Annotated in this window: 28 protein-coding genes; 6 read left to right on the plus strand and 22 right to left on the minus strand. The window is 58.1% G+C overall.

What is annotated here, in order from left to right; all coding sequences use genetic code 11:
- Nucleotides 1-30 precede the first annotated feature (30 nt).
- From GURA_RS04060 to GURA_RS04105, 10 genes are all read right to left on the minus strand, one after another.
- On the minus strand, nucleotides 31-915 hold the full coding sequence (locus tag GURA_RS04060) for a DUF2971 domain-containing protein (protein WP_157046120.1): 885 nt from the start codon (nucleotides 913-915) through the stop codon (nucleotides 31-33).
- 80 nt (nucleotides 916-995) lie between these two features.
- Nucleotides 996-1,409, minus strand: coding sequence for a putative signal transducing protein (locus tag GURA_RS04065; protein ID WP_011937731.1), 414 nt, complete (start codon nucleotides 1,407-1,409; stop codon nucleotides 996-998).
- 183 nt (nucleotides 1,410-1,592) lie between these two features.
- The gene (locus GURA_RS04070) at nucleotides 1,593-2,516 is read right to left on the minus strand and encodes a hypothetical protein (RefSeq protein ID WP_011937732.1); all 924 of its coding nucleotides are present in this window, start codon (nucleotides 2,514-2,516) and stop codon (nucleotides 1,593-1,595) included.
- 64 nt (nucleotides 2,517-2,580) lie between these two features.
- Entirely contained in the window at nucleotides 2,581-2,967 is a 387-nt protein-coding gene (locus GURA_RS04075; protein WP_041245267.1) for a hypothetical protein, read from the minus strand.
- A gap of 28 nt (nucleotides 2,968-2,995) precedes the next feature.
- Nucleotides 2,996-4,792, minus strand: a complete 1,797-nt coding sequence (locus GURA_RS04080; RefSeq protein ID WP_011937733.1) for an FAD-dependent oxidoreductase — start codon at nucleotides 4,790-4,792, stop codon at nucleotides 2,996-2,998.
- Nucleotides 4,793-5,134: 342 nt separating this feature from the next.
- Nucleotides 5,135-5,566: a 4Fe-4S binding protein gene (locus GURA_RS04085; RefSeq protein WP_011937734.1), complete on the minus strand. Its 432-nt coding sequence runs from the start codon at nucleotides 5,564-5,566 to the stop codon at nucleotides 5,135-5,137.
- Between the two features lie 12 nt (nucleotides 5,567-5,578).
- Nucleotides 5,579-6,658 carry a hydrogenase large subunit gene (locus GURA_RS04090; RefSeq protein WP_011937735.1) on the minus strand — a complete coding sequence of 360 codons (1,080 nt, stop codon included), beginning with the start codon at nucleotides 6,656-6,658 and terminating at the stop codon, nucleotides 5,579-5,581.
- Between the two features lie 4 nt (nucleotides 6,659-6,662).
- On the minus strand, nucleotides 6,663-7,049 hold the full coding sequence (locus tag GURA_RS04095; protein WP_157046121.1) for an NADH-quinone oxidoreductase subunit C: 387 nt from the start codon (nucleotides 7,047-7,049) through the stop codon (nucleotides 6,663-6,665).
- A gap of 222 nt (nucleotides 7,050-7,271) precedes the next feature.
- The gene (glgX, locus tag GURA_RS04100; protein ID WP_011937737.1) at nucleotides 7,272-9,353 is read right to left on the minus strand and encodes a glycogen debranching protein GlgX; all 2,082 of its coding nucleotides are present in this window, start codon (nucleotides 9,351-9,353) and stop codon (nucleotides 7,272-7,274) included.
- An 18-nt stretch (nucleotides 9,354-9,371) separates the two neighbouring features.
- Nucleotides 9,372-10,589, minus strand: coding sequence for a mechanosensitive ion channel family protein (locus tag GURA_RS04105; RefSeq protein ID WP_198134521.1), 1,218 nt, complete (start codon nucleotides 10,587-10,589; stop codon nucleotides 9,372-9,374).
- Between the two features lie 39 nt (nucleotides 10,590-10,628).
- Here GURA_RS04105 and GURA_RS24540 point away from each other — a divergent pair, with 39 nt between their 5' ends.
- A complete protein-coding gene (locus GURA_RS24540; protein WP_198134522.1) occupies nucleotides 10,629-10,835 on the plus strand; it encodes a hypothetical protein in 207 nt (68 codons plus the stop codon).
- A gap of 179 nt (nucleotides 10,836-11,014) precedes the next feature.
- On the opposite strand, the gene GURA_RS24080 is transcribed toward GURA_RS24540, so the two are convergent.
- Nucleotides 11,015-11,182, minus strand: coding sequence for a hypothetical protein (locus GURA_RS24080; protein WP_157046122.1), 168 nt, complete (start codon nucleotides 11,180-11,182; stop codon nucleotides 11,015-11,017).
- Between the two features lie 401 nt (nucleotides 11,183-11,583).
- On the opposite strand from GURA_RS24080, the gene GURA_RS24085 reads away from it, so the two are divergent.
- Nucleotides 11,584-11,736 (plus strand): hypothetical protein, encoded by a 153-nt coding sequence (locus GURA_RS24085; protein WP_157046123.1) that lies wholly within the window; start codon nucleotides 11,584-11,586, stop codon nucleotides 11,734-11,736.
- 143 nt (nucleotides 11,737-11,879) lie between these two features.
- Here GURA_RS24085 and GURA_RS04110 read toward each other — a convergent pair whose 3' ends face one another.
- From GURA_RS04110 to GURA_RS04155, 11 genes are all read right to left on the minus strand, one after another.
- Nucleotides 11,880-12,269: a hypothetical protein gene (locus tag GURA_RS04110; protein WP_011937739.1), complete on the minus strand. Its 390-nt coding sequence runs from the start codon at nucleotides 12,267-12,269 to the stop codon at nucleotides 11,880-11,882.
- A gap of 33 nt (nucleotides 12,270-12,302) precedes the next feature.
- Nucleotides 12,303-12,992, minus strand: coding sequence for a paraquat-inducible protein A (locus GURA_RS04115; RefSeq protein WP_011937740.1), 690 nt, complete (start codon nucleotides 12,990-12,992; stop codon nucleotides 12,303-12,305).
- 62 nt (nucleotides 12,993-13,054) lie between these two features.
- A complete protein-coding gene (locus GURA_RS04120) occupies nucleotides 13,055-13,816 on the minus strand; it encodes a bestrophin-like domain (RefSeq protein WP_011937741.1) in 762 nt (253 codons plus the stop codon).
- Nucleotides 13,817-13,875: 59 nt separating this feature from the next.
- Nucleotides 13,876-14,034 (minus strand): hypothetical protein, encoded by a 159-nt coding sequence (locus GURA_RS24090; protein WP_011937742.1) that lies wholly within the window; start codon nucleotides 14,032-14,034, stop codon nucleotides 13,876-13,878.
- Nucleotides 14,035-14,172: 138 nt separating this feature from the next.
- The gene (locus tag GURA_RS04125; protein ID WP_041245268.1) at nucleotides 14,173-14,493 is read right to left on the minus strand and encodes a hypothetical protein; all 321 of its coding nucleotides are present in this window, start codon (nucleotides 14,491-14,493) and stop codon (nucleotides 14,173-14,175) included.
- Nucleotides 14,494-14,591: 98 nt separating this feature from the next.
- Nucleotides 14,592-15,398 carry a carbohydrate porin gene (locus tag GURA_RS04130; RefSeq protein ID WP_011937744.1) on the minus strand — a complete coding sequence of 269 codons (807 nt, stop codon included), beginning with the start codon at nucleotides 15,396-15,398 and terminating at the stop codon, nucleotides 14,592-14,594.
- Nucleotides 15,399-15,420: 22 nt separating this feature from the next.
- Nucleotides 15,421-15,942, minus strand: coding sequence for an AI-2E family transporter (locus GURA_RS04135; RefSeq protein WP_011937745.1), 522 nt, complete (start codon nucleotides 15,940-15,942; stop codon nucleotides 15,421-15,423).
- A 563-nt stretch (nucleotides 15,943-16,505) separates the two neighbouring features.
- Nucleotides 16,506-17,903 carry a TolC family protein gene (locus GURA_RS04140; RefSeq protein WP_232278974.1) on the minus strand — a complete coding sequence of 466 codons (1,398 nt, stop codon included), beginning with the start codon at nucleotides 17,901-17,903 and terminating at the stop codon, nucleotides 16,506-16,508.
- Nucleotides 17,904-17,992: 89 nt separating this feature from the next.
- Nucleotides 17,993-21,103, minus strand: a complete 3,111-nt coding sequence (locus GURA_RS04145) for an efflux RND transporter permease subunit (RefSeq protein ID WP_011937747.1) — start codon at nucleotides 21,101-21,103, stop codon at nucleotides 17,993-17,995.
- A gap of 98 nt (nucleotides 21,104-21,201) precedes the next feature.
- Entirely contained in the window at nucleotides 21,202-22,359 is a 1,158-nt protein-coding gene (locus GURA_RS04150) for an efflux RND transporter periplasmic adaptor subunit (RefSeq protein ID WP_011937748.1), read from the minus strand.
- A 10-nt stretch (nucleotides 22,360-22,369) separates the two neighbouring features.
- Nucleotides 22,370-23,008 (minus strand): TetR/AcrR family transcriptional regulator, encoded by a 639-nt coding sequence (locus tag GURA_RS04155; RefSeq protein ID WP_011937749.1) that lies wholly within the window; start codon nucleotides 23,006-23,008, stop codon nucleotides 22,370-22,372.
- A gap of 171 nt (nucleotides 23,009-23,179) precedes the next feature.
- Between GURA_RS04155 and def the strand changes: the two genes are divergently transcribed.
- The 4 genes from def to GURA_RS04175 are packed head-to-tail and all read left to right on the plus strand — an operon-like array spanning nucleotide 23,180 to nucleotide 26,447.
- A complete protein-coding gene (gene def, locus GURA_RS04160) occupies nucleotides 23,180-23,695 on the plus strand; it encodes a peptide deformylase (RefSeq protein WP_011937750.1) in 516 nt (171 codons plus the stop codon).
- Nucleotides 23,695-24,636 (plus strand): methionyl-tRNA formyltransferase, encoded by a 942-nt coding sequence (gene fmt, locus GURA_RS04165; RefSeq protein WP_011937751.1) that lies wholly within the window; start codon nucleotides 23,695-23,697, stop codon nucleotides 24,634-24,636. The genes def and fmt overlap by 1 nt, the downstream gene beginning before the upstream one ends.
- 59 nt (nucleotides 24,637-24,695) lie before the next feature.
- Nucleotides 24,696-25,409 (plus strand): DUF116 domain-containing protein, encoded by a 714-nt coding sequence (locus tag GURA_RS04170; RefSeq protein ID WP_049818980.1) that lies wholly within the window; start codon nucleotides 24,696-24,698, stop codon nucleotides 25,407-25,409.
- A gap of 27 nt (nucleotides 25,410-25,436) precedes the next feature.
- Nucleotides 25,437-26,447 (plus strand): polysaccharide deacetylase family protein, encoded by a 1,011-nt coding sequence (locus GURA_RS04175; RefSeq protein WP_011937753.1) that lies wholly within the window; start codon nucleotides 25,437-25,439, stop codon nucleotides 26,445-26,447.
- The last annotated feature ends 3 nt before the right edge of the window (nucleotides 26,448-26,450 follow it).

Below are 26,450 nucleotides of genomic sequence, written 5' to 3' on the forward strand. Positions count from 1 at the left end.
GTCGCCTTTCGCTTTATTGCCTCTCCATGACTATGTAGCTCTAAAGGGTATGGTCGAGCAGCTCACTGCCGGACAGACTATATTCTGCGATTTCAGTAACATTTCTACGGACGCAGCGGACAGTGCCCTCTCAATTGTTGGACCAACATTGATTTCATCAATAATGAGATTTTCGCTTTGGAGAGACAGAGGTACTTCTAGGTAAGGCACGACCATAGACGTACCAGCTCGGAACTTTATGGCGCGTGAGCCTTGTTTTGTCTTCAGAGCGGCCATAATTCTCCACTCTTTCTCCTCAGCGAACTTCGGGTGTTTCAACAAAGGCGCCAGTTTTATGAACTCCAGCATGACATCAGAAAGAAGTCGCTTGGCTTTCTCGTCCCATGCCCTCTTCTTATCAACCGAATTGCCGACGTCGTCGGCGAACCTTTTAGCGAGGTCTGACAGAAGCTTTTGTATCTCACTAATTTGTTCGTCCCGATCGTAGATAACTTTCTTGATCGAGAAACGGGCACTTTCGACTAAAACCTTAAGCCGGTCAAGGCTAAAACCCAGACTGAAACCCTGCCCAGTTCTGGAGTACCCTCGCCACTGGCTTAGAAGATCGCCTTCCTCCGAGAAAGAACAAACAAAAATACCTATCGTTTGAGAAGGTAACAGCGTATTTATGTTGTCCTCAAAACTCTCAAGAAAAAAATGCCCTAATGATTTGTCCAACGTATCCGTCTTCGCAAACCCCTCGTTCGTCTTGCGAAATACAGTAAGTTCTTCCTTGAGAAGGTCTTTTGCGTAGAGAAGTTCACTGGCATCATTAAGATACAGGATATTTGTTGCCCATATAGACGCACTCTCGGTGATTCCGAGTAGGCCCTGTAATGAGGTGTAGTGAAAGAGCATTCTATCTTTAGTTACCATATCCTTCCCTCGCTTCTCGCCAACGGTGCCGAGGCGCACCAGCGCGTCAGCGTCTGCGTGCCGCCGAGTGGTTGTGTGTCTCACTTCCAACGATGACCACAACTTTTGCAACCATACCTCTTCCAAAACAGAAGCAGTGGCAGCGAAATGAGAAGGGTAAGCGCTGCAAATTTTCTCGTGTAATTCTTTGTTTCTATTTCTGTCGCACCACAGACCGGGCAGGCGGAGTCCTCAAGGTGTTCTTCTGATTCCTCTGATGCCTCTGATGCCATAGATTCTGTGGTTTCCTCAAGAATTGCCTTTGCTTCTTCTGCATTTTCTTCAGGTACATTTAGCTTCACTCCACCCAAGGCGTTCGAGTAAAGCCAGTTGGCGCCAATAGTGAACTCGTTGTCGAGGAAGCAAGTGATTCCTGCCGACTCAAGCCTCGATTTGGCAAGGCCCGCTTCCGGTAGATCCCTAAACTGAGCAATTGTTATAAGTCCGCCCGCCATTTATTTTCCTCTTTCTTTTTCATCACACAACTCGTTATTGACCAGTTCACGCGCGCGCATGAACCGGTGATCTACCCAAACGGAATATTTAATCTGTGAACATTAAAACATATTAGCAAAGCAACTGACCAGAAAACGGCCATCTTCCAAATTGCTTCCAAAGGATGTTGACAGGAAAACCGCTCAGTACGCCACTTCCCATATTCCGGAAGGCGACCGCACCACAATGAGGCGGGGCGGAAAGGCCACGGAAATAGCCATTGCAGCGCACATCCGGGCTTCGTCGCCTTTGATGCGTGCGAATGAGCTCTCGTCAAACGGGTAGAGAGGAGCGCCATCTTTGCGGCTGACTACAACTTCCGGATTCCCGGTCATGGCGAAATCGAGTTGATTCCGGGTCGGGGCCGCGACCCGTATGCCTGCCGCATACGCCTGATCGAGGCATCTTGATTTTTTTACCTCAACCGGGTTCATATTCGGATTTTTCCCCAGCAATTCGTAAATGTAAGCGAAATCCGGTTTGAATGCCTCCGCCCGTTTCTTCACAATAAGGGCCAGGCTTTTCTTGTCTTCATCGCTAAGCGAGGCCATTGGCGGATAATGGTGCCATGGAAGGTCGGCCGCGAAGTCCGCGACAAATTCGCGTTGTAACACAACCTTGCCCATCGTCTTTTTGTCCTCCTTGCCCGCGTCGCTCTGGTTGGTGGCTTGATAGCGTCCTCCCTCGCTTTTCTCGGTGGACTGGTCCATCACTGACACCCAGCTAATCTGCGCATTGTAAGGCTTTTTGGCATCGGCCGGCACGAACTCGATGCGGATCGAATTCTTGCCCTTGCGCAGCGCCGCCCCCAGCGAACTCGCAGGCACCCATATCGACGGCGAGATATCGCGTTCCTCAAACAGGACCTGGACGTTATCTTTTCGCACCTCCTGCTCGGCGAACAAGACATTGTTGATAAAAACCCTGGCATTGCCCGGTACGGTTTCGACCTGATCGGACTTTAACGGATCGCCGACATAGGGCGTGAATTTGAACTCCACATTGATTACCCCGGCCGTAGCCACCGACGTCCAGAACAGGATTAGAAACAATGGTATTTTGTACATGGGCTACCGTCCATTTTATGATCTGCGCTGTATTGAAGAATAATTCTTCCACCTTTGTCACCCGCTATTTGTGACACTTCTTGCAGGGCTCGAAATTGTTATTATGGTGACAGGTCATAAGGCACCAATGGACATCGGGTTTGGCAGCATTGGCAAGGTTCCTTGCGGCCGGCGGCAATGGGTGCGGCTGATGACAATTGCTGCACTCAGGGATTCCCTTCGCCTCTTTCGAATCATGAGGCACGTATCGGTGCGGGGTAATCTTTTCGCCGCTCGCCGCCACATAGCCCGCGGTTGCCGCAGCGAGCTTATCGAAAGGTCCGTGGCAATCCAGGCAAGCTTCCTTGGAGTTTGCCGTCGTCTGACCATTGGTTTGGGATACGCCGGTCAAGACAGCGGTTGTCACGAATAAAAACACCCCGATCCATTTGATGAGAAATTTTCTTTCCATGACTTTCCCCGGCGATTCCCCGCTCCCTTTATTCCGTCGTTTTCTCTGCCGCGGCATTCCTGCCTGCGATGTAACCCTGACAAATGGCCCGGGCCAGACCGTGCTGGCTGAAGCCGCCGGCAGATTCGCCGCCGCAGTAAAGACCAGGTATGACCTTGCCTTGCATGTCTTGCACCTGGCATTTGGCGTTGATCCGCAGGCCGGCGCGCGTATCGTGGATGACGGGCGTCGCCCAGGCCGCGTAAAAGGGAGGTCTGGCGATCTTATACTTGGGAGTCGGTTTGCCGAAGTCCTCGTCCTTGCCTGTATCCACAAAGGAGTTGTACCTGGCTACCGTCTCTTCCAGATTCTTCGAAGGCATGGGGACCCGTTGATACTTCATAGCGATGTTCGTTGCCAGTTCCGGGATCGTATCGGCGGCGAAGAAGAAGCCGGCATCCATATCCACGTTGGGAGGTTTCGGGTTCCATCTCTCCCTCCTTACTGCATCGGCGTCAAAGATCGCCCAGATCGGGCCGCCGCCGTTGTGATTATCTCCGATCCCCGCCAGAGCCGCATTGATAAAGTTATTGGGCTTATACTTGATGTTCGCTGCATTCAGGTAACTGCCGGGGACGTAAGGATCGATCATTCCCGCATTGTTGGAGGTGAACTGATCCCCGGTCTCGTCATAGAAGCGCTTGCCCAGCATGTTTACGAGGATGACGTTTTGCCAATCCGCGACCCGCAGGCCGGACGCGCGTGCCAGGTTGAATACCGGACTTCCGGGCATCCATTGCAGATTCCGGTAATTGTACTGGCACCCGATTAACCCCGGTTTTGTAATAACGTCGCCGAATTCCCCGGTTTGATTATATAAACCCCAAAGAGAGGCTCCGATTCCCATGGCGGCAATCTCTCCGCTGGCGTCTTGATCAGACCAGGGCATACCTGCCAGGCCGCAATACTCCTCGGTGAGACGAGGATCGAACATCCGGCGGAAATTTACGTTGCCCGACGATCCGCCGGTGGCGATAATAACGGCCTTCCTGGCCCGGATGTTCAACTTGGTCCCTTTATTGTCCACCGCAATCCCCCGCACCCGGCCCGAGTTCGGGGGGTGTCGGTAAATGTCCGTCAGCTTGTGTTCAAGCAGGATTTGCACATCCGCCTTCTTCGCAGCGACTTCCAGCGTCCGCATCAGACCGCTACCGGAGGAGGTTCTCGATTGAACCGTGGGATCGACCGGTTTGCCTGTCTGAACCGTCGGCCAGTGCATTGCGGACGCATGCATTACCCGTGGGACCGAGTTTCCGACCGACATTCCGCTCAGGGTGTCCGGGGTTTTGTCGACAAAGACGACTCCGTGGGCGACCAGCCACTCAAAGGCCGGAGCGCTGTTGTCGGCAAAGGCCCGGATGATCTCTCTGTCGTTGTAGCGGTAATCCGGGAACCCATTGGGCTGAACGATGGACCAGTCGGTCAGGTCCTGGAAGAGGAGGTCGGGCGAATCATGGATACCGGCCTTCTTCTGGGCGCTTGTCCCGCCGCCCAGCGGAATATTTCCCTTGCTCACGATGGCATGTCCTCCGATGTCAAAAGAGGCTTCGACCAGAATGACCTTTGCTCCCGCTTCCCGTGCGACAATAGCGGCGGGGAGGCCCGTAGCCCCTGCACCGATCACGATTACATCCGTCTCTTTGTCCCATTGGGTCGGATTCTCCTTCGCGGAAAGCTCCCCCTGTTGAATAAGAACACCGGCTGTGGCGACTGCGCTTGCCGCGGCCGATCTCTTGAGAAACTGGCGTCGACTGATTCCGTTTTTCTTCTCTTCATTGTTTGACATATCTCTTCGTCCGTTCAAAATTTCGGTAGAAAAGGGTTCAGGTTTTGAAGCGGGACAATGCGCCGTGTGAGCCCTGCTTCCATTCTCCCACTGAATTAAACATTAAACATCCGCGTAACTATTTGTTCTACATGAAGTATTGGCGTTGGATAACATTCCGGAAAGGATGTTGAGAGGAAAACCGCTCAACATCCAGCGAGCATTTTCTCCGCAGCGCCTTTAATAAGAATCGAATATATAACTGAAGCAAATTATTTGCAAAGGAGAATTGACCAAAATAAATGATTGAGGAAATCGGAGGAGATATTAAATCGGGGACGCTGCAGCCGTCTCCGGCTCGGCTCAGAAGAATTCCAGCAGGCTTTCGTCGATCCCCTTGAGTGTTTCGTACCAGAACTCCCGTGCGGCCTCGACCCTGTCCCGGTCGAACTTTTCGAGCCATTCCCCCAGCCGGGGGTCCTGCTCACGGTCGATCTCCTTTTTCCCGTGATTGTCCGTCGAGAGGCACTTTACCGGGCAGACCTCGACGCACAGGTTGCAGGTGCAGCACTTAAGCCGGTCGATCTGCCACGCCTTGCTCTCCTTGGTGACAACGATGGCGTAGGTCGGACAGCGCCTGCCGCACATGCCGCAGAAGATGCACCTGTCGATGGCGTTCTCTATCCTCCCCCGGGTGATGGCGGTAAAAATCCGCTCCCGTTGGGGATACATGAGGGTGGCCGGCCCTGTGACCAGGTTTTTAGTTACCGTTTTCGTCATCGTGAAAATTTTCATGGTGGCGTGTCCTCACCTTTCCGTGCAGCTGATGCACGGGTCCAGGGTAAGAATGATATTCGGCACGTCAGCAAGCTGCGATCCCTTCAGTACCTTGACCATGGCCGGAATGTTGCTGAAAGTGGGGACGCGCACCCGGAACCGCTGGAGAAATCTGGCTCCATTCCCCTTGACGTAATGAATCACCTCACCCCGGGGCTGCTCGACCCGGGAATAGTATTCGCCGTCGGGGGTCCCCGTTACCTTGACGTCGACCGGCCCCGCGGGAATTTTTCCCACCGCCTGGCGGATCAGATCGATGGCGTGAAAAATTTCCCGAATGCGCACGCGGCACCGGGCATGGCAGTCACCCGCGGATTCCACCACCGGCTCCACCTCCAGATACTTATAGGCCGCATAGCCGAGGGCCCGCATGTCGATGGCCAGACCGCTGGCCCGGGCCATGGGCCCGACACAACCGAGCGTATAGGCATCCTCCCGGGAAAGGAACCCAACTCCTGCCAACCTGTGCTGCACGGAGTAATCGTTGAGAAAGACGTTGCTGAGCTCTTCCAGGGCTCCTTTCAGGGTGGTCAGGCGGTTGACGATCCCCTTCAGGCTGTCGCCATCGATGTCCCGCCGTACGCCGCCCACCTTGCACACCCCCAGGATGACCCTTCCTCCGGTGGTTTCTTCGAATATGTCGAGCACCGGTTCCCGCAGCCGCATGGCCTGCATGAACAGGCTCTCGAAACCGAAGGCGTCTGCAGCAGCCCCAAGCCAGAAGATGTGACTGTGAATCCGGGACAGCTCCGCCCAGATGGATCTCAGGTAAAGGGCGCGCTGCGGCACCTCGATCGACATGATCTCTTCCACAGCCTGGCAGTATCCCAGGCTGTGCATGAAACTGCACAGGCCGCAAATCCGGTCGGCAACGTGGGCGAAGTCGATAAAATCCCGTTTTTCGACCAGCCGTTCCAGTCCCCTGTGGACATAGCTGATGGACGGAATGGCGTCGATAACCTTTTCATCTTCCGTCACCAGATCGAAGTGAATCGGCTCGGGAAGAATCGGGTGTTGCGGTCCGATAGGGATGATGTTTCTCTGGGCCATGGCGTTAACCCTTCTCCTTCTGCGGCGGCGGTTCCGAAAACTTCACATTGCCGATGCTGAACGGCGTGCTGATCGCGGTCCGGTAGAGCGTGCCCCGGTAATCGACGGTTATGTGGGTAATGGTAATGCCGAAGAGATCGTGGATCTCGTTCTCGTACAAAAAGGCATTGGGATAGATCACGCTGATGCTCGGCACTTCTTCGTCCGGCCTCACGGTAAAGCGCAGATTTCTGAAGCGGTATTCCCGGTCAAAGGAGTAGGTGAGCTCATAGGCTTCCGGCAGCGTTGTACAGCCGATCTGCACCAGCCGGTACCCTTCAGCGAAGAGCTGCGCCACGATCCCAACCAGATCGCTCTTCTCGACGGGCACTATTTCCTGGGGTTCACTCATGATTAACTCCTCGGTTGATATCATAACTCCCCCTGCCCCCCTCTTATCTTAAGAGGGGGAACGTATCACTCCTCCCCTTAAGCTAAGGGGACCCAAAGGGCCTAAAGAGGTTGGGAGGGGTTATGGAAACTTCTTCTGCTGCTCATATTTCTCGTCGAGGATCGCGCACGCCTTGAGCATGCCATCGATGATTGCTTCAGCAGCAGTTTGAGAGAAGACGGATCAGCCTGCGCCCGCAGGAGCACGGGCAAACATGACAGCCAGCGAGTGCGGCGGCAGTTCATAGGTTTTTCCTTCGACCGCCGGCGTCTCGTCCAACGGCACGATGTCGGCGGGAGATGCGAGGGAAGTGTCGAGCCAGCGGCGCCAGCCCACTCCCGGCTGCTTACGGACCAGGGGGAGCTCAAACGCGAGGGACTCCCGCCAGGCGTTGACCATGAGATGGAAGACGAAACGGCCGGTCAGGCTCCAGGTCGTGAGGGCAATGCTGTGCGAGTTATCTCCCCAGTCGGGCCGCCCCAGCCTTACGCCGTGCCACTCAAGCCGTGCCTGGCGGAGGAGCTGGTTGAGGGTCAGGTCGGGGTCCTCAACCGCCAGGTCGCGCTTCAGTCGTGCGTCAATCAAAAGACGCACGAAGCGGCGGACGTCGCTATGTTGCTCAAGCAGCCCCCAGTCGAACCAGCCGGTCTCATTGTCCTGGCAGTAAGCGTTGTTGTTTCCCCACTGGGTGCGGCGCACCTCGTCCCCCATGAGGAGCATCGGCGCGCCGAGGGCGAGGAGGGTTACCGTCAGGAAGTTCTTCACCTGGCGGTTGCGGAGCGCCTCGATTGCCGGGTCGTCGGAGGGGCCCTCGCCGCCGCAGTTCCAGCTCAGGTTGAGGTCGGTCCCGTCGCGATTCTCCTCGCCGTTGGCTTCGTTGTGCTTCCGGTTGTAGGAGACGAGGTCGTTGAGGGTGAAGCCGTCGTGGCAGGTGACGAAGTTGATGCTCTGCTCCGGTTCCCGTTCCTGGTGGCCGTAGATGTCGGGGCTGGCCAGGAGCCGCGAGGCGAAGCGGGTGACCGTGCCGGCGTCACCCCTGAGGAAGCTCCGCACGTCGTCACGGAACTTGCCGTTCCACTCCTTCCAGCTGTCGCCGATGAAGCTCCCCACCTGGTAAAGGCCGGCCGCGTCCCAGGCCTCGGCAATCAGCTTGATCCCCGCCAGGGCCGGGTCCGTTTCGATGTCCCAGAGAAGCGGCGGGTTCTCCAGGAGGTCTCCACGCTCGTCGCGGGCGAGGATGGAGGCCAGATCGAAACGGAAGCCGTCCACGTGCATCTCCCTCACCCAGTAATGAATGCTGTCGCTGATGAGCCGCCGGACGATGGGATTGTTGGCGTTGAGTGTGTTGCCGCAGCCGGAATAGTTGGCGTAGGTTTCGCCATCGGGCTCCAGCGTGTAGTAGAAATTATTCGCCAGCCCCCGGTAGCAGAGGGTTGGCCCGCGGTCATCTCCTTCGGCGGTATGATTGAAGACCACGTCGAGGATCACTTCGATGCCGGCCCGGTGGAGTGCCTTTACCATGTCGCGGAACTCGTCGAGCGGGCCGAGCGGGTCCGGGCGGGAACTGTATGCCGCATGGGGGGCGAAGAAGGAGATGGGGCTGTAGCCCCAGTAGTTGTCGAACCCCTCGGGAGCGTCCCGGGCATCGAACTGGAAGACCGGCAGGAGCTCGATGGCGGTGACCCCCAGTTCCTGCAGGTAGGGGATCTTCTCCACCAGTCCCGCATAGGTGCCGCGCTTCCCCTCTGTGACCCCCGACGAGGGGGGGCGGGTGAAGCCGGCCACATGCAGTTCATAGATCACGGTCCGCGAGAAGGGGCGCTTCAAGGGGATGTCCCCTTCCCAGTCGTACCCGCGGGGGTCGGCTACCACGCTCTTCATGGCCACTGCCGCGTTGTCGCCCGGCTCGGCCACGGCACGGCGGCTGTAGCCGGCCGGGACCGCCACCGCCCGGCCATAGGGGTCGATGAGGAGCTTGTACGGGTCGAACCGGAGTCCCCGCCGGGGGTCATGGGGACCGGCGACGCGGTAGCCGTACAGTTGGCCCGACCCAAGGCCGGGGACAAAAGTATGCCAGTAATGGTAGGTGCGGTTGCGCTTCGGGTGGAGCGTTACGGTTCGGGACGGCCGGGCGTCGTCGACCCGGTCGAAGAGGTGCAGCTCGACGCCGGTGCAGTCACGCGAGAAGATGCTGAAGTTCACCCCGCCGGGAAAGACCGTGGCGCCGAGGGGAGATGATGTGCCGCTGTCGATGGGTGAATTCATGGTAATCTCCCTTCTGCGTTAGCCGGTGACGCCGCTCTCGGGTGGCGCAGGCGGCGCGTGCCACTGCTCCCGCGGCACGACCTTCGGCTCCCGCGTGTCGGCCTCGTAGGCGGGAGTCATGATCTGCACGCCGTACTCATTGAAAACGTCGAGAATATGCCGGTGCAGCTCGGTATAGAGGCTGTTCATCTCACGGGGGTTGTCGCAGTAGACATTGAGCTCGTAGTTGATCGCGAAATCCCCTAACCCCATCAGCAGGATGAACGGACGCGGCTCCTTGAGCAGCCCCGGGGTGCGTTCCGCCGCCTGGACCAGCATCGCCTCCACCTGCCGCCAGGGGGTCTCGTAGCCGATTCCGACCGTGGTGTGCAGGATCAGCCCTGGTGTGTGGGCCAGGGAGCTGTAGTTCACGACATGACCGTTGAGGATTTGGGAATTGGGGATGGTCACTTCCTCGTTCTTCAGGGAACGAAGATGGGTCACCTGGAGCCGCATGGTGATCACGTCACCGATCACGTCACCCACTTTGACCCGGTCGCCGACCTTGAACACCCGTCGGTAGGTCATCATGTAGCCGGCGATGATATTGGAGATTGCCGTGGATGAGCCGAGGGAAAACACCACGCCGATGAAGAGCGAAATTCCCTTGAATGCCGCCGACTCGGAGCCGGGGATGTACGGGTAGGCCACGATCAGACCGAAGGCGATGACCGCAAAGCGGACGAGTTTGTAGGTGGGATGCGCCCAATCCGCATCGAACCCCGCAAGGGTGACCGTTTTACGCGCCGCGGCGTCGAAGAAGAGACGGAGAAACCGCAGGATAAAACGGAAAAGAAAAAAGAGGATGATGAGGACGAGCAGATCGGGGATCCAGGCCACGACAGCCTTGCCCATATGACCCAGCGCATCGGTAACGAGGTCGAGGAGCCGGCTGGCGATGCCGCTCGTCCAGGGGAAGAGCGCAAGCACGCCTTGCAGGTAGACAAAGGACACCGCCAGAATGGTCCCGATGCGGACGCCGTACAGCATGCCGTGGAGCGCCCCCCAGATATGCTCCGCCGGCACGATCTCGAAAGACTGGATGCCGACGGAATGGATCCGCTTCTTCACCCGTTCCGTCAGCACTTTGTCGAGCAGCCGCCCCAGCCGGACAAGGAACACCATCCCCAGAACCAGCAGAACAGTTGCCCCCGCTGCGTACAGACCTCCCCGCAGCAGGGCGTCATTGCTGCGCATGCGACGGTAATCGTCGATGGCCTGGCGGATCCTCTTCAGGTGTACGCTGACGAGGTACTGGCGGCTCAGATGCTCCAGCCTGGCGTCCGCTTCGGTCAGGACCATCAGGGGCCGGTCCCCGGCCACGATCGTCATGGTGTTGTCGGCATCGTCGATGCGCAACCCGTCGCTGCGGAAGGAGCGGTCCGCGGCAACCGCCTCGATCCGTTCCTTGATGGCGGCGGCACGTTGCTCGGCCGGATATGATGATGCCCCCCGGACGCGAAACAGCACCTGGCCGTCAATCTCCACCGGGGCCGTTGTGAGCTCGGCTTCGGGCGTGGCGACAGCTCCCGTGCGGCTCTCTTCCCCCGCCGCAGACATGTGAAAAGCCGTGCCGGCAAGCATAAAGAATAGGACTGGAATAATTAAAATTCTGCGGAACATTACCATGCCATCTCCGAGCCGGCGTAGTTTGCAGAAGATGAGGTCGGTGGCGCGGTGTCCACGGCAGCCGCATGGCCCGTTCCGGCCATTGCCGAAGCCGTGACCAGGTACAGCGTCAGTGTAAATGAAGCCGTCGAACCCCACATCTTGCCGAAGAATCTGCCCATACCATGCCCCTGTGATATGAACCTATAAAAAGCATTTTAGCCACGAATTTTCACGAATTTGCACGAATATACAAGCTCTTGTGATGCAGAAGACACTCATCAGATCGGTGACTACTCAAGACTTTACAAGGGGTCAAAAACATTCGTGTTTATTCGTGCCATTCGTGGCTAACTGCCGTTTTTAGGATGAATTGTCATAATCCCGCGAACTTTTGTTCGGTTTTTTGTGCCGCGATACATATAACATTTCGCACATTGCTGAGCGAGCCTGGACTCCTTTGAACCGCAAAGCATAGCACTGTGTCTCATACAGCTTCTCATGAATAATACCTTATTTGCGGGTCTCTGCAAGGTCGCTCATGTAACCCTTGCTGCGCTCCGATTCATAATCGGAGCAGCCGTTGTCAGCAACAATGCACAAGCGATCAGTTGCCGCCCCCCTGGGCACCTGTCTGCAGCGATTGCAGTACCTGGTCGAGGCCGAAGGTGCCGACTTTCCGGCGCGGCGGGAATTCCCTGAACATGCCCAGGAACTATTTCTGAATGCCGACTGATTCAGATTCAAGCGTGTTCATGTTCATCTAACTCCCACGAAGGCGGCGGATTCCATCCGCCCGCTCAATTGATCCAGCCCTGATCCTGGAAGCGCTTCTTGAGCACATCGGCGATTTCCTTGGCGGTCTGCTTCGCCTGGCCCTCAACCTTGCTGCTGCCACTCTTTTACCCATATAGTTTCATCCCGGTGCTGACGATGAGTCCCGCCGGGTTGGCGGTGGCAATGAAGGCTGCAGCAGACCGCAAGATACGTCCGCATCTTGATCGGTTGCCCCATCGGAGCATGCTCGGCGTCCGGCCTGGCCACGTTGGTCTGCTGCCTGCAGACCGTGCCGAAGGTGACCAGGGGGTAGCCGTAAATGTAGGAGTCGGTTGCAATGCTGACCGCCTCCACCACCCCCAGCGGCAGGGCGTCATCCGCGCCGGCGGTGAGGGAAATGCTGCCGTGGCCACCAGGCACAGGGCCGCGGCTATGCGTTTGATCGATGGCATCGGTCTTACCTCCGGAAATTGGGAAATGAGTTTCCACCATGCCTTTCACGTGAAAGGCACGGCGCTGTCAAGCCTACGGTTTGTAGTTGCTGTAGGGGCCCCCGACCCGGTCATAGGTGTTGCCAATCTCGTCCTGAGTGATATGGGTTTTGCCGTTGTCGGTCATGAAGACCAGATCCTGTTCAAGTATTGGGGAGCGGAACTTCCAGCCCGGGGGCAGCTTCAGGCGCGAACCGAGATCCTTCAGATCCTTGAGTTTCACCAGCGCCACGAGCATCCCCAGCATGAACACCTCCATCATGCCCCACGGTTCGACACTCTTCAGGATGCGCATGAGGATGGTGATACCGGCGGGTATCCGGCCGAACTTCAGCGTCATGAGGATATGGATCATGACGGCGATCTCGATGGCTGGCACCAGGATGGTCGTGACGAACACGAGGGCGGCGACAGCCCACATGTCCTGCATCCATAGGGCATGGACGGCGCCAAGGAGGTTGGTGTCATTGCGCGTTCCCTGGATTTCGAGGCCGACAACGGGGTACGCATTGGCGACGATGAATACCACGGCGGCAGCCAGGGTAAGGGCGAGAGGATGGTCAACACTCTTGTGGGCGGAGCGGTAAAGTTCCGCGCCGCAGCGGCTGCAGCGCGCCACCCTGCCGGGAGGAAGGCGGATCTCCCGCTGGAGCAGGTCACACTCGTGACAGGCGATGATCGGAGCGAATTGCATGTTGTTTTCCAGCACATGGGGCTGTGGCACGCAAACTCCTGGTAAACCTGGTCCGGTGTCCGCTTCTTGAAGAATTGGCGGGGCCGGAGATTCTACTTTCCAAGGTGGTCAAGTGCTTTCCGCAGTGGAGCACTGGAAACCTTGATCGTTCCTGTGAGCGGGGTGTTCATCTCCAGTATGAGAAAGATTGCGCCCGATACCGACAACGCGCTGACGAGTAATACCGCAATCACCGTCGCGTTGCGGGGAGCCAGCATACCAAAGCAGACAAAGAGCATGGTAAGCCAGAAAAGCAGTACAATCAGAAATGCTTTTGGGAGTGAGCTCTGAGTCTGCTCGATAAGCAGCCAGCGTGATTGCGCCAGTTCAGCGGCGATCTGAAGGGCCTGCGACTGAAGTATGCGTTGTGAGTTGTTCCGTGGCAACAGCTCCCGCAGTTTGTCTTGAATTCTCTCAATACCGGACGCAACCTCAATGTTATCCACGTGTGCCTGCCTGGTCTTTTCTTCAGGCCAGATCAGTCCGATTGCGGTGGCGACGCTGCCTCGCAGCTGGTCACGGACCTCTTTCGTTTCCGGACCGTAGTTGGCCAGGACCCGGTCCAGCACGATGATCTTCGTGCTGCTCTGGGTCAGCTCGGAGTTCATCATATCCAATGAACTTTTTGCAGAGCTGACAAGCAGGCCGAGGACAAGAGCAGCCAGAGTGGCGATTAACGCGGCCGCCATTTTCACAACATCTTTTGCTTCCTCGCTCAGATGTTGATCAGGCAAGAAAGCTCGAAGGAGCAAGCCGAGCAGCGCTCCGCCAAAGATGCACGCAAAAGCAATCAAAGTAACTGTGATTGAACTCACGATTCAACTCTCCAAAATAATTAGTGCGAAGTAGAAACCCACACAATGCACCAAATGGATCAAAATATCGATTTGGGGAACATGAACTGCACCTGCAGGCGAAGGGTCCAGTCGGGACCGGATTCCGGATGGGCCACGTTGCCGAACGCCTGCAGCTGAGTGTTCACCGGCAACTTGCCGATGCGCCAGATCTTGCCGATACCGCCCCCCAGCGGCACGGTCCAGACGTCCCGTCCCGGCGCCTTCCAGTTGGCGGTGATGATCGTGGGAGCGTTGACTTATTCCACGTCCTTCCCTTCCCGGCGGATGCGCATGAGATCAAGAGCTTCGACATAGGCATTGACGATAATTGCCCGTCATTTCAGAAATTCCCTCCCCGCATCGTCGTAGCAGACCTCTTCGCTGAGATCCAGGTCGGGAAAACACCCAAAGCATTTCCCGTCGCAGTCGTAGTATGTCGAATTGCAGCTCTGGCCGGCAGTATCGGGATCGGTCACCGTGAGATTGCCGATATAGTTTCCTTCCTCGAGATTTCCCTTGTAACATGAAACGTCGATGTCCTCCTCCTGGGCATTCGCGGGTTTTCCCGGGGCATTCGCGGCAACGAGGAAAATGCCGATGAGGATCGCCACTTTCGTCGCTGCTCCACGTTTCTTTGCCAAAATGTTCATGTTCATAACCACCTCCCTTTGCACACACGAGGATGAAGCTCTTTCACTATCATTAGCAGTAGTTCCGCATGATCGTGAAGATCGGCCGTCTGGTGCCGGCGGCATCAGAACACCATCTGCAGCCTGAGCCCGAGGATCGTTGCGGTGTTGACCCCCTCCCTGACGAACGGGACCGGCCTGCTCAGGTCCACGGTGTCTTTCTGGGCCGGATGCACGACCTGGATATCCGGCGTCAACAGGGCCCACGGGGTCAGAGCGACGCTGTAGTAAGCCTCGACCCCTTGCTCGTTCCTGAGGAACTGACGGGTCGCCAGCGGACCAGTGAAGGAAGGGTTCCTGACATCGATGTAGTACCAGCCGATGCCGAACTGGTCATGGGGCCGGCTTGCCATCATCCCCTTGCCGCCGACGCCGAGGCTGAAGAAATAGTGAAGGGGGTTGGGGTTGCCGTCCGAGACACCGAATCGGCCGAAGATGCCGAAGCCCTTGCCAGAGCCCTTTTCAGGTTCGTAGAGGTACTGGTCGAAGTTGTAGTAGAAGGCCAGGGACCCTTTTTCCTTGGCAATGTTGTTGGTCGCGATGTTGGCCAGCCTCTGGTCAAGGGATGCGAACTCCTTGTTGGAATAGCTTATCCCGGCCAGTTGATGGCCAGTAAGCCCAAAGAAGTTGGTCCGCACCCGTCCCCCGCCGACAAAGCTCAGCCTGTTCTTATTCAGTGTACTGAAGCCGGTTGTGTTGGCATCTCCCACGGAATTCGCAACGAGCAAGGTCACAACGGCGCCCTTGGGGTCCTTGGTCGGGAGGATGATCATGCCGGCAGCCAGCGGCGAATAGGGGAAAGTCAGCAGGAGAGTCGGATTGATGTTGAAGGCCAGGTTCATGAACTGGGTGTCATCCTTGAATAACGGCACAGATCGTTCAGTCTCTTATTGTTCATAGCCACCTCGTAGAGGGAGTGGTGCATTGTTTAACGCCGTCCAACGCCGCCAAAGCAGCCACCGCCCCAGCTACGTCCGCCACCGCCAGCCCCGCGGCCTGAGCTGCCGCCGGAACTCTTAGCGACTCCTTCTCCATAACTTTTGGCGGCGGTCCGACCACGGGGAGTTGCTCAACCCACGCAGGTGGCGGCGACACGGTGAAGGTGGCGAGAGATTTTGACCAGGTGACAATTTCATCGGACCAGTCAATGATATTGATCACGGCGAGGGTGAAGGGGATGCTGAATACCAGCAGCAATCCGACGGTCATCGCGGTAACGGCGAGCGCCCGCTTGCCCCGGAGCCGCTTCTGAATGCGAAGCATGACCGGCCACGTGGTCACGACGATCATGGTTGCCCAGACGAGCGCCGTCAGGAAGGGGTGCAGTATCCAGAAGCTGGCGGCCGTGAGGATGCCGATGAAAAGCACCGCCAGGGTTGTGCGGGCAATGTTGGGTGAGGGGTGACCGGGCGTCATCGGCGGAGTTCTCCGATCATATTTAATTATTTATTGTTAATGGTATCGGGAAATTTGATGCTTACAAGTCATCATCGAAATTTTCGAAGATTTCCAGAAGTTGAACCCAAAAACGGCAGTTAGCCACGAATGACACGAATAAACACGAATGTTTTTAACCCATTGTTAAATCTTGAGAAGTCACCGACCTGATGAGTACCTTTTGCATCACAAGTGGTTGTATATTCGTGAAAATTCGTGGTTAAAATGCTTTTTATCCTAGAAAAAGCCTTTGAACCGCAAAGGCGCTAAGAACGCGAAGTAAAATCAATCATTTATCTAACGGAAACCTTTCACCCGATTGGTTTGGATCTTTATCCCCATAAGTATTTGAATTTCTTTGTGCCCTTTGCGCCTTTGCGGTAAACAACTGCCGTTTCAGGTTTATAGGTTGAATGATTGCAAGTCGGCATCTCAAAAAAAAGGAAAGGCGAGGAATCAAATCCTCGCCTTTCCTTATTCTATCGCCCCCCTGGGCAGCAACGCTCACTACTTCTCTTTCTCCCGGTCAGATGCCGCTGCGATCAATTCACAGATTTCCCTTCCCCCAGCACCCCCATCACCCTGTCCAGGTTTACCTGTGCCACCAGATAATCACGGCGGGCGCGGGTCAGGTTCCCCCTGGCCTGGAGCAGGTTGAGTTCGGCGTCTTCCACCTCCAGCCGGATCTTGACCCCCAGCTCGAACCCCTTTTCCGCCATGGCGAGCAGCCGTTCCGCCTGGTTGACTGTGCCGGAAAGGGCTCTGACTATCTCGCCGGCCTCCTTGACCGTGTTGATAGCATCGCGGGTTTCAAGGGAAATGGAGTCGGAAAGCTTCTTCTCGTCGATCTCGATGCTCCGCCGGTCGCTTTCGGCCTGGGCTACCTTGCCGCGTGTTTTCATGCCGTCAAAGAAGGGGAAGGTGAGGAATATCCCCGCGCTCCATGCCTGGCCGTTGCCGTGGGCATCGCCGACATCCAGCTGCCGCCAGCCATATCCCCCCTTGATATCCAGGCGGGGCTTGTCTTCGGCATTGGCGATCTTCACCAACTCGACCGAGATCTCCTTCCTTTGCCGCAGTTCTTCCAGTTCCGGCCGGTGCTTCCGGGCTACCGTCAGGGTTTCGTCGTAGGAAGGGACCGGCTTCATGACTGCTTCCAGGGAGCCGGCAACATCCACGTCTACCTCTACGGCGAGGAGAAATCTGAGCCGGTCCTTGGCCTGTCGTATCAGGTTTTCCGTACGAATCACCTCGGGGCGGGCGTTTTCCACGGATACCGATGCTGCCAGGGTGTCATAGTCGGTGGCGACTCCGGCTGCGTAGCGTCGCTGCGCTTCGTCCAGATGGCGTTCCTTCTGATCCAGGTTTTGCCTGGCAATGGCGAACTGCTCCTTTGCCAGGAGGATGTCGTAGAATGCGACGGCCACGTCCCGGCGGGTGTCCTGACGGGAGATGCGGAGCCGTTCGTCGGCGGTCCTGAACCCCTTCTCCGCGGCGCGGATGGCGGCTCCCACCTTTCCCCAGGTGAAAACGGCCTGGGAGAGGCCGATCTCTATGGACCGGGTATCCTCCAGCGTTGGGATCAGCCCGCCGGCGATGACGCCCTGGCTCTTATCCTGCTGCCGGGCTACCTGGCCGGTGACTGTAAACTGGGGGAGGGCGGCGGAACGTTCTTCAACGTATTTTCCTTCCACCTGGCGGAAGAACTCCTTTGCCTTCTGGATGTCCCGGTTGCGGCTGTCGGCGATCTCCAGGGCCTGGTCCAGGGTGAGGGTGCGGACCTCGGCGGCATGGGCGGCTATCTGGCTAATAACAACGAAGGCCGATGCGGCAACGAAGAGAAAACCTTTGAACCGCAAAGACGCAAAGGACGCCAAGGGAAAATCTGCAAAGATTATATTGTGTTTGATTCCTTTAGATGCCATGTCTTTCCAGTTCACATTCTTTCCTCTTTATAAAATTAAAATAAAAACACTCCACATCACTGGACCACTCCGCGCTTTCTTTGCGTGCTTCGCGCCTTGGCGGTTCAAGGGTGTCCGGATTGGCCTTCTCTCCGCCACTTCCGCTTCAGCCACCCCCCCAGGTCGTCCATGATGGTGTACATCACCGGCACAACCAGCAGGGTCAGCATGGTGGAGGTGAGAAGCCCCCCCACTACGGCGCGGGCCATGGGGGCGCGTCCCTCGGCTCCGGCTCCGATGGCGAAGAAGAGCGGCATCATGCCGAAGATCATGGCCAGGGTAGTCATGATGATCGGGCGCAGCCTGGTGCGACCGGCCAGGATGACCGCATCGCGCCGCTTCATGCCGTCCCGCCGCTGCAGGACCTTGGCGTAGTCAACCAGCAGGATGGCGTTCTTTGTCACGAGCCCCATGAGCATGATCAGGCCGATGAGGGACATGATGTTCACCGTGTCGCCGGTGAGCTTCAACATCCCGGCCATGCCGACGATGGAGAGCGGCAGCGATAGCATGATGGCCAGCGGCTCGAAGAACGACTCGAACTGGGCCGCCAGGATCAGGTAAACGAAGAGTACCGCCAGCAGCAGCGATTCGCCCATGTAGCCGAATGATTCGGCCATATCTTCGGCCTCGCCGGAGAGGTTGACGGAGTAGCCGGGCGGCATGTTGATCCGCTTCGAGGCGGTCTCCACATGTTTGGCTGCAGTGCCGACGGGGAGTCTGTCGAGGTTGGCGCTGACCGTTACCTGACGCGCCAGGTCGCGGCGGTTGATCTCAGTCGGGGAGGCCGCCACCACCGTGCTCGTCATGCTCCCCAACGATATGAGCTTGACGCCTGTCTTCCCGTCGGGGACCGACACCTTCAAGTCGCTCACCTGGGAGGAATTCTGTCGCATCGTGGCAGGCAGGCGCACGCGTACATCCACCGCGTCGCCATCTTCATCCTCATAGGTGGAGATGGCCTCACCCCCTACCAGACGGCCGACCGCACCGACGATGTCGTTGGTGGTCACACCGGCCGACAGGGCCTTGTCCCGGTCTACCCGCAGACGGTACTCGGGGATATCGTTCTCCAGGGTCATGGAGAGATCGACGATGCCCGGCACCTTGTAGAGTTCCTCTTTCAGCCGGGCGCCCAGTTGCTTGAGGGTCGTCAGGTCGTCCCCCTTCAGGTTGACGTTGAGCGGCTTCTGTGCCCCGCCGATCTGCCCCACCTCCTCGATGGAGAAGGTGATCCCGGCCACCTTCCGGAGCCGTTCCCGCACCTCGCGCTGCAACAGGAACTGGTTCTTTTTTCGCTCGTTTCGTTCCTTGAGCTTCACGTACAAAAGGCCATCCCGCACCGTGCCGCTGTCGCCGGCGCCGATGGTGGCGTAGGTGTGGTCGACCTCCGGGGATTCCTTGACCGCTGCCAGCACGGCGTTCATCCGGTTTTCGGTCTCGGCCATGGAGGCGTCCGGCGCGGTCTTGAAGGAAATCTGGAACTCCCCCTTATCTTCAGGGGCCATGAATGATGACTCCAGGCTGCCGAAGATCATGATGCCGGCCACGAAGGAGGCGAAGGCCAGTGCCATGACCGTCTTGCGATGGTCCAGGGCCCAGCCGATGGCGCCGCGGTATTTGTCGGCAGACTTGTCGAACCAGTTATTGAATATCTCCAGTAATCGCGCAATCCCTTTGCGTCTGCCTTGCAGGTGGATGGATGGGTCGTGCCAGCGGGAGGAGAGCATCGGGTCGAGGGTGAAGGAGACGAACAGCGATACCAGCACGGCAAAGGCGACGCTGATGCCGAACTGGTAGAAAAAGCGCCCCACGATCCCCTTCATGAAGGCCACCGGGATGAAGACGGCGATGATCGACATGGACGTGGCGAAGACCGCCAGACCGATCTCCGAGGTGCCGAAGCGCGCGGCCTCCATATGGTCCTTACCCATCTCCAGATGGCGCACGATGTTCTCACGCACCACGATGGCATCGTCGATCAGCATGCCGATAGCCAGGGAGAGGGCCATCAGTGTCATGACATTGAGCGTCATTCCCAGGGCGTTCATGACGATGAAGGAGGAGATGACCGAGATGGGGAGGGTCACGCCCGTGATGACCGTGGAGCGCCAGGAGTTGATGAAACAGAAGACGATCAGTACCGTCAGGATGCCGCCGATGATCAGGGTTTCCTTGACGTCGGCCAGGGACTCGCGGGTCATGATGGAGCCGTCGCGCACCAGGCTGATGGTAACGCCGGGGGGCATTTCCTTCTGTACCTTGGCCATCACCTTCTTGACCGTATCCACCAGTTCCACCTGATTGCCGCCCGACTGCTTGTAAATGTCCAGGCCGATGGCCGGTTGTCCGTTGACCAGGGCCAGCTTGCGCTTCTCCTCCACCCCGTCGCTGACCCGGGCAACCTCTCCCAGCGCAATCGGGCGGCCATTCCTCTGGACGACCACCATTTGGCGGTACAGGTCGGCCCGGTCCGGCTTTCCCTCGATGCGCAGGGGATACTCGGCCGTGCCGCGGGTGATGCGCCCCAGCGGGGTATTGGTGTTCTCCGATTTGATCCCGTTGACCACATCGTTGACCCCCAGGCCGAGTGAGTCCAGTCGGGTCGGATCGAGGTCGACGTTGATCTCCCGTTTCTGTCCGCCGATCATGTCCACCTTACCCACACCGGCCACGCTCTCGAAGCGCTTCTTGACCTTCTTTTCCACCAGGGTGGTCAGTTCTCTGGCCGACAGGGTGCTGGACTGCACAGCCAGGGCCGCTACCGGTGCGGCGTTGAAGTCCATTTTCTGGATGATCGGTTCCTCGATGCCGGTGGGGAGGGTGCCGCGAATCGACGAAATCTTGGCGCGCACCTCTTGCGCTGCGTCGTTGACCTTCTCCTCCAGGCGAAACTCTACCACTACCGAGGACACACTCTCGCGGGAGGTGGAGAAGACGTGCTTCACCCCGGCCACTTGGTTGACCGCCTCCTCGATCCGCTTGGAGAGCTCACGCTCAACCGTCTCCGGCGAGGCACCGGGGAAGGTCGTGATCACGGAGACAATCGGGAACTCCACATTGGGAAACATCTCGACGGAGAGCCGGCGATAGGAGAAGATGCCGAGGACGACAAGGGCCAGGATCATTACCGTGGCGAAGATGGGGCGTTTGATGGATGTGTTTGAGAGAATCATGGAGTTGCTTCCTTTTTCTGGATCAAGGTATCCGGGGATGTCGTATTGCGCCCATGAGCGGCTATTTTCGCAGCACCAGCTGCACTGTCACGCTCTGCTTACTTCGCCGGGGCAACTGCCGCCACCCGGTCGCCATCCTTGAGGACGAAGCCGCCGCGGGCGACGTACTTCTCCCCGGCCTTCACCCCCGACACGATTTCCACGAGATCGCCGGCGACTGTGCCGATCCCCACCTGACGCAGGCGGGCTGCCTCTCCCTCGACGACGAACAGAGACGCCTTCTTTGCCGTCAGGTCGACGCCGGCGAGTGCCTGCCGGGGGAGCTGGAGAACGCCGGTCCGTTTGCCGGTGACGATTCTCCCCTTGGCGAACAGGCCCCCCTTGAGGGTTTCCGGAACGTTTCGCACCTCTGCGATCACCTTGAGGGACCGGTCGGCCGCTGTCAGCTCCGGATTGACGTACATGACCTTGCCGATGAATGTCTTGCCGGGAAAACTGTCGACGCTGAACTCGAGCTGCTGACCGACCTTCACCCGTGCCGACTCGGCGGAAGGAACGGTGACGGTCAGGTTCAGGAGGCGATTGTCGACGATGCGGAAGATCGGCTTGCCCGCCGCGGCGTCGCTCGCCAGGTCGCCGACATTGACATCGCGCAGGGCCACTACTCCGTCGAGGGGGGAGGTGACAAAACCTTTGGCCAGGCGCGCCTTCGACTGGCGTAGTTCCTCCTCGGCAACCCTGATTTGCGCCTTGGCCGCCTCGCTCCGCGCAGCGGCGGCGGCCGCCTCGCTCCTGGCATCATCGACCCCCTGGGCAGTGGCAAGTCCCGCCTCCTTGAGCTTCATGGCCCGGGCCAGTTCCCGGTCGGCACGAGTTGCCGCCACCTGTGCCTGTGCGAGCCCTGCCCGGGCCGATTCGATTCCCGCCTCGGCCCGCTTCACCAGAGCCTCGGTTTCCGCCACGTCGATCCGCGCCAGTGGCTGCCCCTTCCGCACCCGCACCCATTCGGTGACGTAGACCTGCTTGACGAGCCCGGGGATCTGGGTCTTCACATCGGCAGAGAATTTCGGCTCCAAACTCCCCGTCACTTCCACCCCTTCCACGAGGTCGGCAGCGGCGGAGATGCCTGTTTCCACGGCTACCGGTGGCTTGGCGACGGTCTGTCCTTTGGTCGCGGCCGCTCCTTCCTTTTTCGTGCAGCCGTTCGCACCTGCCAGCAGGCAGATTGCTGCAAGTATCAGTATCAGATTTTTCATCGCGGTCTCCTCATAGACGACTCGCGCCGAGTACGGCGCCAGACGATTTTGTTGCCAGACCTTCCATTACCAGACGGAGCATGCGCACCATCTGCTCCCCGTCAAGACGGGCGGGTGTGTGGCAGAGTTGTTCTTCCATGGCGGTGTTGAGGATGGAAATGACGGTCCAGGCCACGTCCGTACTGTCGTTCGGTCGCAGTTCGCCGCTCCCGATCCCTTCCCGGACCAGGTCGTGGATGGTATCCAGCATCCTGGTGAAATAGGCATCGAAGTTTATATGGGGAGCCCCTTGGGGGGGGCCATAATAGATGGCATAGATCAGGCGTACGACTTCAATGTTTTCCATGATCAGGTCAAGCATCATGGCACAGAAATGGTTGATCCGTTCCGTCACGCACCCCTGGAGTGTCGTGATTTGGCTTAAGGAAGATTCGAATTCGGCAAAGGAACCGTTCATCAGTTCCAGGTAAAGCCCTTCCTTGTTGCCGAAGTAGTAATAGAGCACCGGCTTGGTGACGCCGGACGCCGCGACGATCTCGCGCACCGATGCAGCGGCGTAACCCTTGCTGTTGAAAAGTTCGAGTGCGGCAGTCAAAAGCCTTTCCCGTACCCCGCCCTCATTTTTTTCAGGTTTTTCTTCTCGTGTCATGTTCCCCTCATTAATCCCTTACCGATCGGTAAGTAACATGATCGCCGGAGATCTGTCAATAAAAAATTTACCGCTCGGTAAGTACGGTGCGTCTTGATAGTAAGGAATGGATTGATTTTTTTTACTCAAATTTATATAGTGCATTCAGGCTTAAACATGCAAAGGACGGCTATGATAAGAAAAATACTCACTTTTCCCGACCCGGAGCTGAAAAAGAAGTCCCAGCCGGTGGTGGTGATCAACAATAAAGTCATCGAACTGGTGCGGGACATGGCGGAAACCATGTACGACGCGCCGGGGGTGGGGCTGGCAGCCCCGCAGATCGGCGTCCACCAGCGGATAGTGGTGATCGACGTGGCCGGCAAGGACGATCCGCCGCAGCTGATCGTCGCCATCAACCCGGTCATCATCCATGCGGACGGTGAATCCTATGAGGAGGAGGGGTGCCTCTCCATTCCCAAGTACGCCGCCAACGTGCGCAGACACGAGCGGGTAGTGGTGAAGGCGCTCAACCTGGATGGCGAGGAGATCACCTGCAAAGCGGACGGGCTTCTGGCCATTGCCTTCCAGCACGAAATCGACCATCTGGACGGGATACTCTTCATCGACCACATCTCACCGCTGAAGCGGGAAATATTCCGGCGCAAATACCGCCGTACCCTGGAAGACATGTCGGAGGGGGCGTAATGGCGGGGATGCGCATCATTTTCATGGGGACGCCGGAATTCGCCTGTCCCACGCTGCAAAAGCTGCTCGACCGGGGCGAAGACGTGATTGCGGTCATCACACAGCCGGACCGGCCGAAAGGCCGCGGCCAGCAGACACTGCCGCCGCCGGTGAAGGTGCTGGCCGAAAGGCACGGCATCCCGGTCATGCAGCCGCTCAAGGTGCGCGTGCCGGAGGTGGTCGAGAGCATCCGCTCGCTGGCGCCCGACCTGATCGTGGTGGTCGCCTTCGGCCAGATCCTCCCCAAGAGCCTGCTCGACATACCGAAATACGGCTGCATCAATGTCCATGCCTCGCTGCTTCCCCGCTGGCGCGGCGCGGCGCCGCTCAACTGGTGCATCATCAACGGCGAGACCGAGACCGGCGTCACCACCATGATGATGGACGTTGGGCTCGATACGGGCGATATGCTGGTGAAAAGGTCGACCCCTATCGATCCCGACGAGAATACCCAGTCGCTCCATGACCGACTGTCGGTTGTCGGCGCAGAAGCCCTGGCCGAGACGCTCGATCTCCTCACGGCGGGGAAACTGGTCCGGGAGAAGCAGGACGATGCCCTTACCTGCTATGCGCCGATGCTGAAGAAGGAAGACGGCCTCATCGATTGGAGCAAGGAACCGCAGACGATCAAGAACCTGGTGCGGGGGATGACCCCCTGGCCCGGCGCATTCAGTTTCCTGGACGGCAAGATGCTGAAGATCTACCGGGTCGGGACCGCCGGTGGCGAAGGGACGCCGGGCAGCGTCATCCGGGCCGGACGCGAAGGGCTGGAAGTTGCCTGTAGCGGCGGCAGCATCGTCATCGAGGAATTGCAACTGGAAGGCAAAAAAAGGCTTCACGCCGGTGATTTTTTGGCCGGCTACAAGATAGCACCTGGGTCTATCCTGGGGAAAAAGGACTGAGTTTGACTGACAAGCATTCATCGAATACCCCCCCTCGCAAACGCGTGTTTGTGGCATTGATGGGAGTTACCTGCTTTTTCATCGTCGGCGTTATCTACCTGTTCTGGTGGGTGCCGACCAAGGGGCTTGCCAATATTCACCCGGATCTGCCGCGGATGGCCGGGCTTCTTTTCGGCGCACTGTCGGGCATCGCCCTGCTCGGGACCCTGCTCCTGGTCATGACCACGGCGCTGGGGAAGGATATCCTCTTCACCCGCTTCATGCGCGGAGTGGTGATCAAGTTCCTCCTGCCGGTGATCGAGTTCATCGGCACGACCGTCGGCATCTCCAAGGACACCATCCGCCAGTCGTTTGTTGCCATGAACAACAGCCTGGTGACTTCGCAACGGCTGAAGGTGAGGCCGGACCGGATTCTCATCCTGCTCCCCCACTGCCTGCAGCTCTTTGACTGCGAAATCAAGGTGACCGGCGACATCAACAAATGCATCCGCTGTGGCCGTTGCGACATCAAGGGGCTGGCGGAACTGGCCCAGAAATACAGGATCGATATCTCCGTCGCCACCGGCGGGACCCTGGCGCGGAAGGTCATCATAGAGAAGAGGCCCAAGCTGGTGGTGGCGGTTGCCTGCGAACGGGACCTGACCTCCGGCATCAAGGACTGCTATCCGCTACCGGTTATCGGCGTTCTCAACGACCGGCCGTTCGGCCCCTGCTTCAATACCAGCGTCGATGTGGAAAAGATCGAAGAGGCGCTGCAGTCGGTCCTTGGCTGAGTCGTCGATAAGAAAGGTCGCCGGGAAATGAAGAGTTTAAAGTCCGCAGCGTGGGAGAATCAGGGCAGCCCCGCTCTGCCCATCGGGTTTATTCTCCCCGCTCTGCTGGTTGTTCTCGTTGTCACGCTCTTCTGCGCTTCTCCCGCGTCAGCCGCCGGGAAAATCACCGCCTACCACCCCATTTTCAAACCTTGCCGCGACGCCGGCGGGGCCTTGCAAATAATTATCCGCCAGTATCAGGTCGACGGCGTTCCCCACGTTCTCCTCGTCAATCCAGCCACCCTTGAAACCTCGGTCGCTAAAGCCGTCAGCCTGACGGACGCAGGGAGCGCAGAAGCGAAAACCATAGCTAACTCTCCCTTTGTCGCGGCTCTGGAGCGCAATACTGCGCCCCCCTGCAAATTGCAGAACCATGGTGCGACCCGCAGCAGCAGGCCGGTTGACGGCCTGTTCCTGACCGTCGACATGTGCCCGTCGAAAAGGCCGTTCGAGCAGGAGATGTTCACTGCGGTGGCGGAACTTTCCCGCAAGGGGGGCGGGCCGGTTCCCCTGGCCGTGGCCATGACCGGGGCCTGGCTGGAACTGCATCGGGACGATCTTGCCTGGATAAAGGGGGCGGTGGCTGCCGGCAAGCTGGCGATCACCTGGGTCAACCATTCCAACAGCCACCCATACGAGCCAAAGGTGCCGCTCACGCGGAACTTTCTCCTTAGCCCCGGCGTGGATTTCGAGCGGGAGGTTCTTTCCACCGAGCTGCTTCTCCTGGAAAACGGCCTCGTCCCTTCGCCGTTTTTCCGCTTTCCCGGCCTCGTTGCCGACGGCAGGCTGTTGACAAAGCTGCGGGAGCTTTCGCTGATCCCCATCGGCAGCGATGCATGGCTGGCCAAGGGGGAATCGCCCCAAAACGGGAGCTTCATCCTCGTGCACGGCAACGGCAATGAACCGCAGGGGATAAGAAAGCTGCTGCCGCTCTTACGGGAAGAAAAGCCGCTCCGGCTGCTCCCCCTCAGGGAAGCTTTCGCCGGTGTAAAGCGTTAGCGC

Origin of the sequence: Geotalea uraniireducens Rf4 (assembly GCF_000016745.1) — a bacterium.
Lineage (GTDB): Bacteria > Desulfobacterota > Desulfuromonadia > Geobacterales > Geobacteraceae > Geotalea > Geotalea uraniireducens.

What these genes read in the sequence shown, in the direction of transcription:
- GURA_RS04060 (WP_157046120.1), bottom strand. Translation starts at nt 915, where the DNA reads ATGGTAACTAAAGATAGAATGCTCTTTCACTACACCTCATTACAGGGC.
- GURA_RS04065 (WP_011937731.1), bottom strand. Translation starts at nt 1,409, where the DNA reads ATGGCGGGCGGACTTATAACAATTGCTCAGTTTAGGGATCTACCGGAA.
- GURA_RS04070 (WP_011937732.1), bottom strand. Translation starts at nt 2,516, where the DNA reads ATGTACAAAATACCATTGTTTCTAATCCTGTTCTGGACGTCGGTGGCT.
- GURA_RS04075 (WP_041245267.1), bottom strand. Translation starts at nt 2,967, where the DNA reads ATGGAAAGAAAATTTCTCATCAAATGGATCGGGGTGTTTTTATTCGTG.
- GURA_RS04080 (WP_011937733.1), bottom strand. Translation starts at nt 4,792, where the DNA reads ATGTCAAACAATGAAGAGAAGAAAAACGGAATCAGTCGACGCCAGTTT.
- GURA_RS04085 (WP_011937734.1), bottom strand. Translation starts at nt 5,566, where the DNA reads ATGAAAATTTTCACGATGACGAAAACGGTAACTAAAAACCTGGTCACA.
- GURA_RS04090 (WP_011937735.1), bottom strand. Translation starts at nt 6,658, where the DNA reads ATGGCCCAGAGAAACATCATCCCTATCGGACCGCAACACCCGATTCTT.
- GURA_RS04095 (WP_157046121.1), bottom strand. Translation starts at nt 7,049, where the DNA reads ATGAGTGAACCCCAGGAAATAGTGCCCGTCGAGAAGAGCGATCTGGTT.
- glgX (WP_011937737.1), bottom strand. Translation starts at nt 9,353, where the DNA reads ATGAATTCACCCATCGACAGCGGCACATCATCTCCCCTCGGCGCCACG.
- GURA_RS04105 (WP_198134521.1), bottom strand. Translation starts at nt 10,589, where the DNA reads ATGCGCAGCAATGACGCCCTGCTGCGGGGAGGTCTGTACGCAGCGGGG.
- GURA_RS24080 (WP_157046122.1), bottom strand. Translation starts at nt 11,182, where the DNA reads ATGGGCAGATTCTTCGGCAAGATGTGGGGTTCGACGGCTTCATTTACA.
- GURA_RS04110 (WP_011937739.1), bottom strand. Translation starts at nt 12,269, where the DNA reads ATGGTGGAAACTCATTTCCCAATTTCCGGAGGTAAGACCGATGCCATC.
- GURA_RS04125 (WP_041245268.1), bottom strand. Translation starts at nt 14,493, where the DNA reads ATGAACATGAACATTTTGGCAAAGAAACGTGGAGCAGCGACGAAAGTG.
- GURA_RS04135 (WP_011937745.1), bottom strand. Translation starts at nt 15,942, where the DNA reads ATGACGCCCGGTCACCCCTCACCCAACATTGCCCGCACAACCCTGGCG.
- GURA_RS04145 (WP_011937747.1), bottom strand. Translation starts at nt 21,103, where the DNA reads ATGATTCTCTCAAACACATCCATCAAACGCCCCATCTTCGCCACGGTA.
- GURA_RS04150 (WP_011937748.1), bottom strand. Translation starts at nt 22,359, where the DNA reads ATGAAAAATCTGATACTGATACTTGCAGCAATCTGCCTGCTGGCAGGT.
- GURA_RS04155 (WP_011937749.1), bottom strand. Translation starts at nt 23,008, where the DNA reads ATGACACGAGAAGAAAAACCTGAAAAAAATGAGGGCGGGGTACGGGAA.
- def (WP_011937750.1), top strand. Translation starts at nt 23,180, where the DNA reads ATGATAAGAAAAATACTCACTTTTCCCGACCCGGAGCTGAAAAAGAAG.
- fmt (WP_011937751.1), top strand. Translation starts at nt 23,695, where the DNA reads ATGGCGGGGATGCGCATCATTTTCATGGGGACGCCGGAATTCGCCTGT.
- GURA_RS04170 (WP_049818980.1), top strand. Translation starts at nt 24,696, where the DNA reads ATGGGAGTTACCTGCTTTTTCATCGTCGGCGTTATCTACCTGTTCTGG.
- GURA_RS04175 (WP_011937753.1), top strand. Translation starts at nt 25,437, where the DNA reads ATGAAGAGTTTAAAGTCCGCAGCGTGGGAGAATCAGGGCAGCCCCGCT.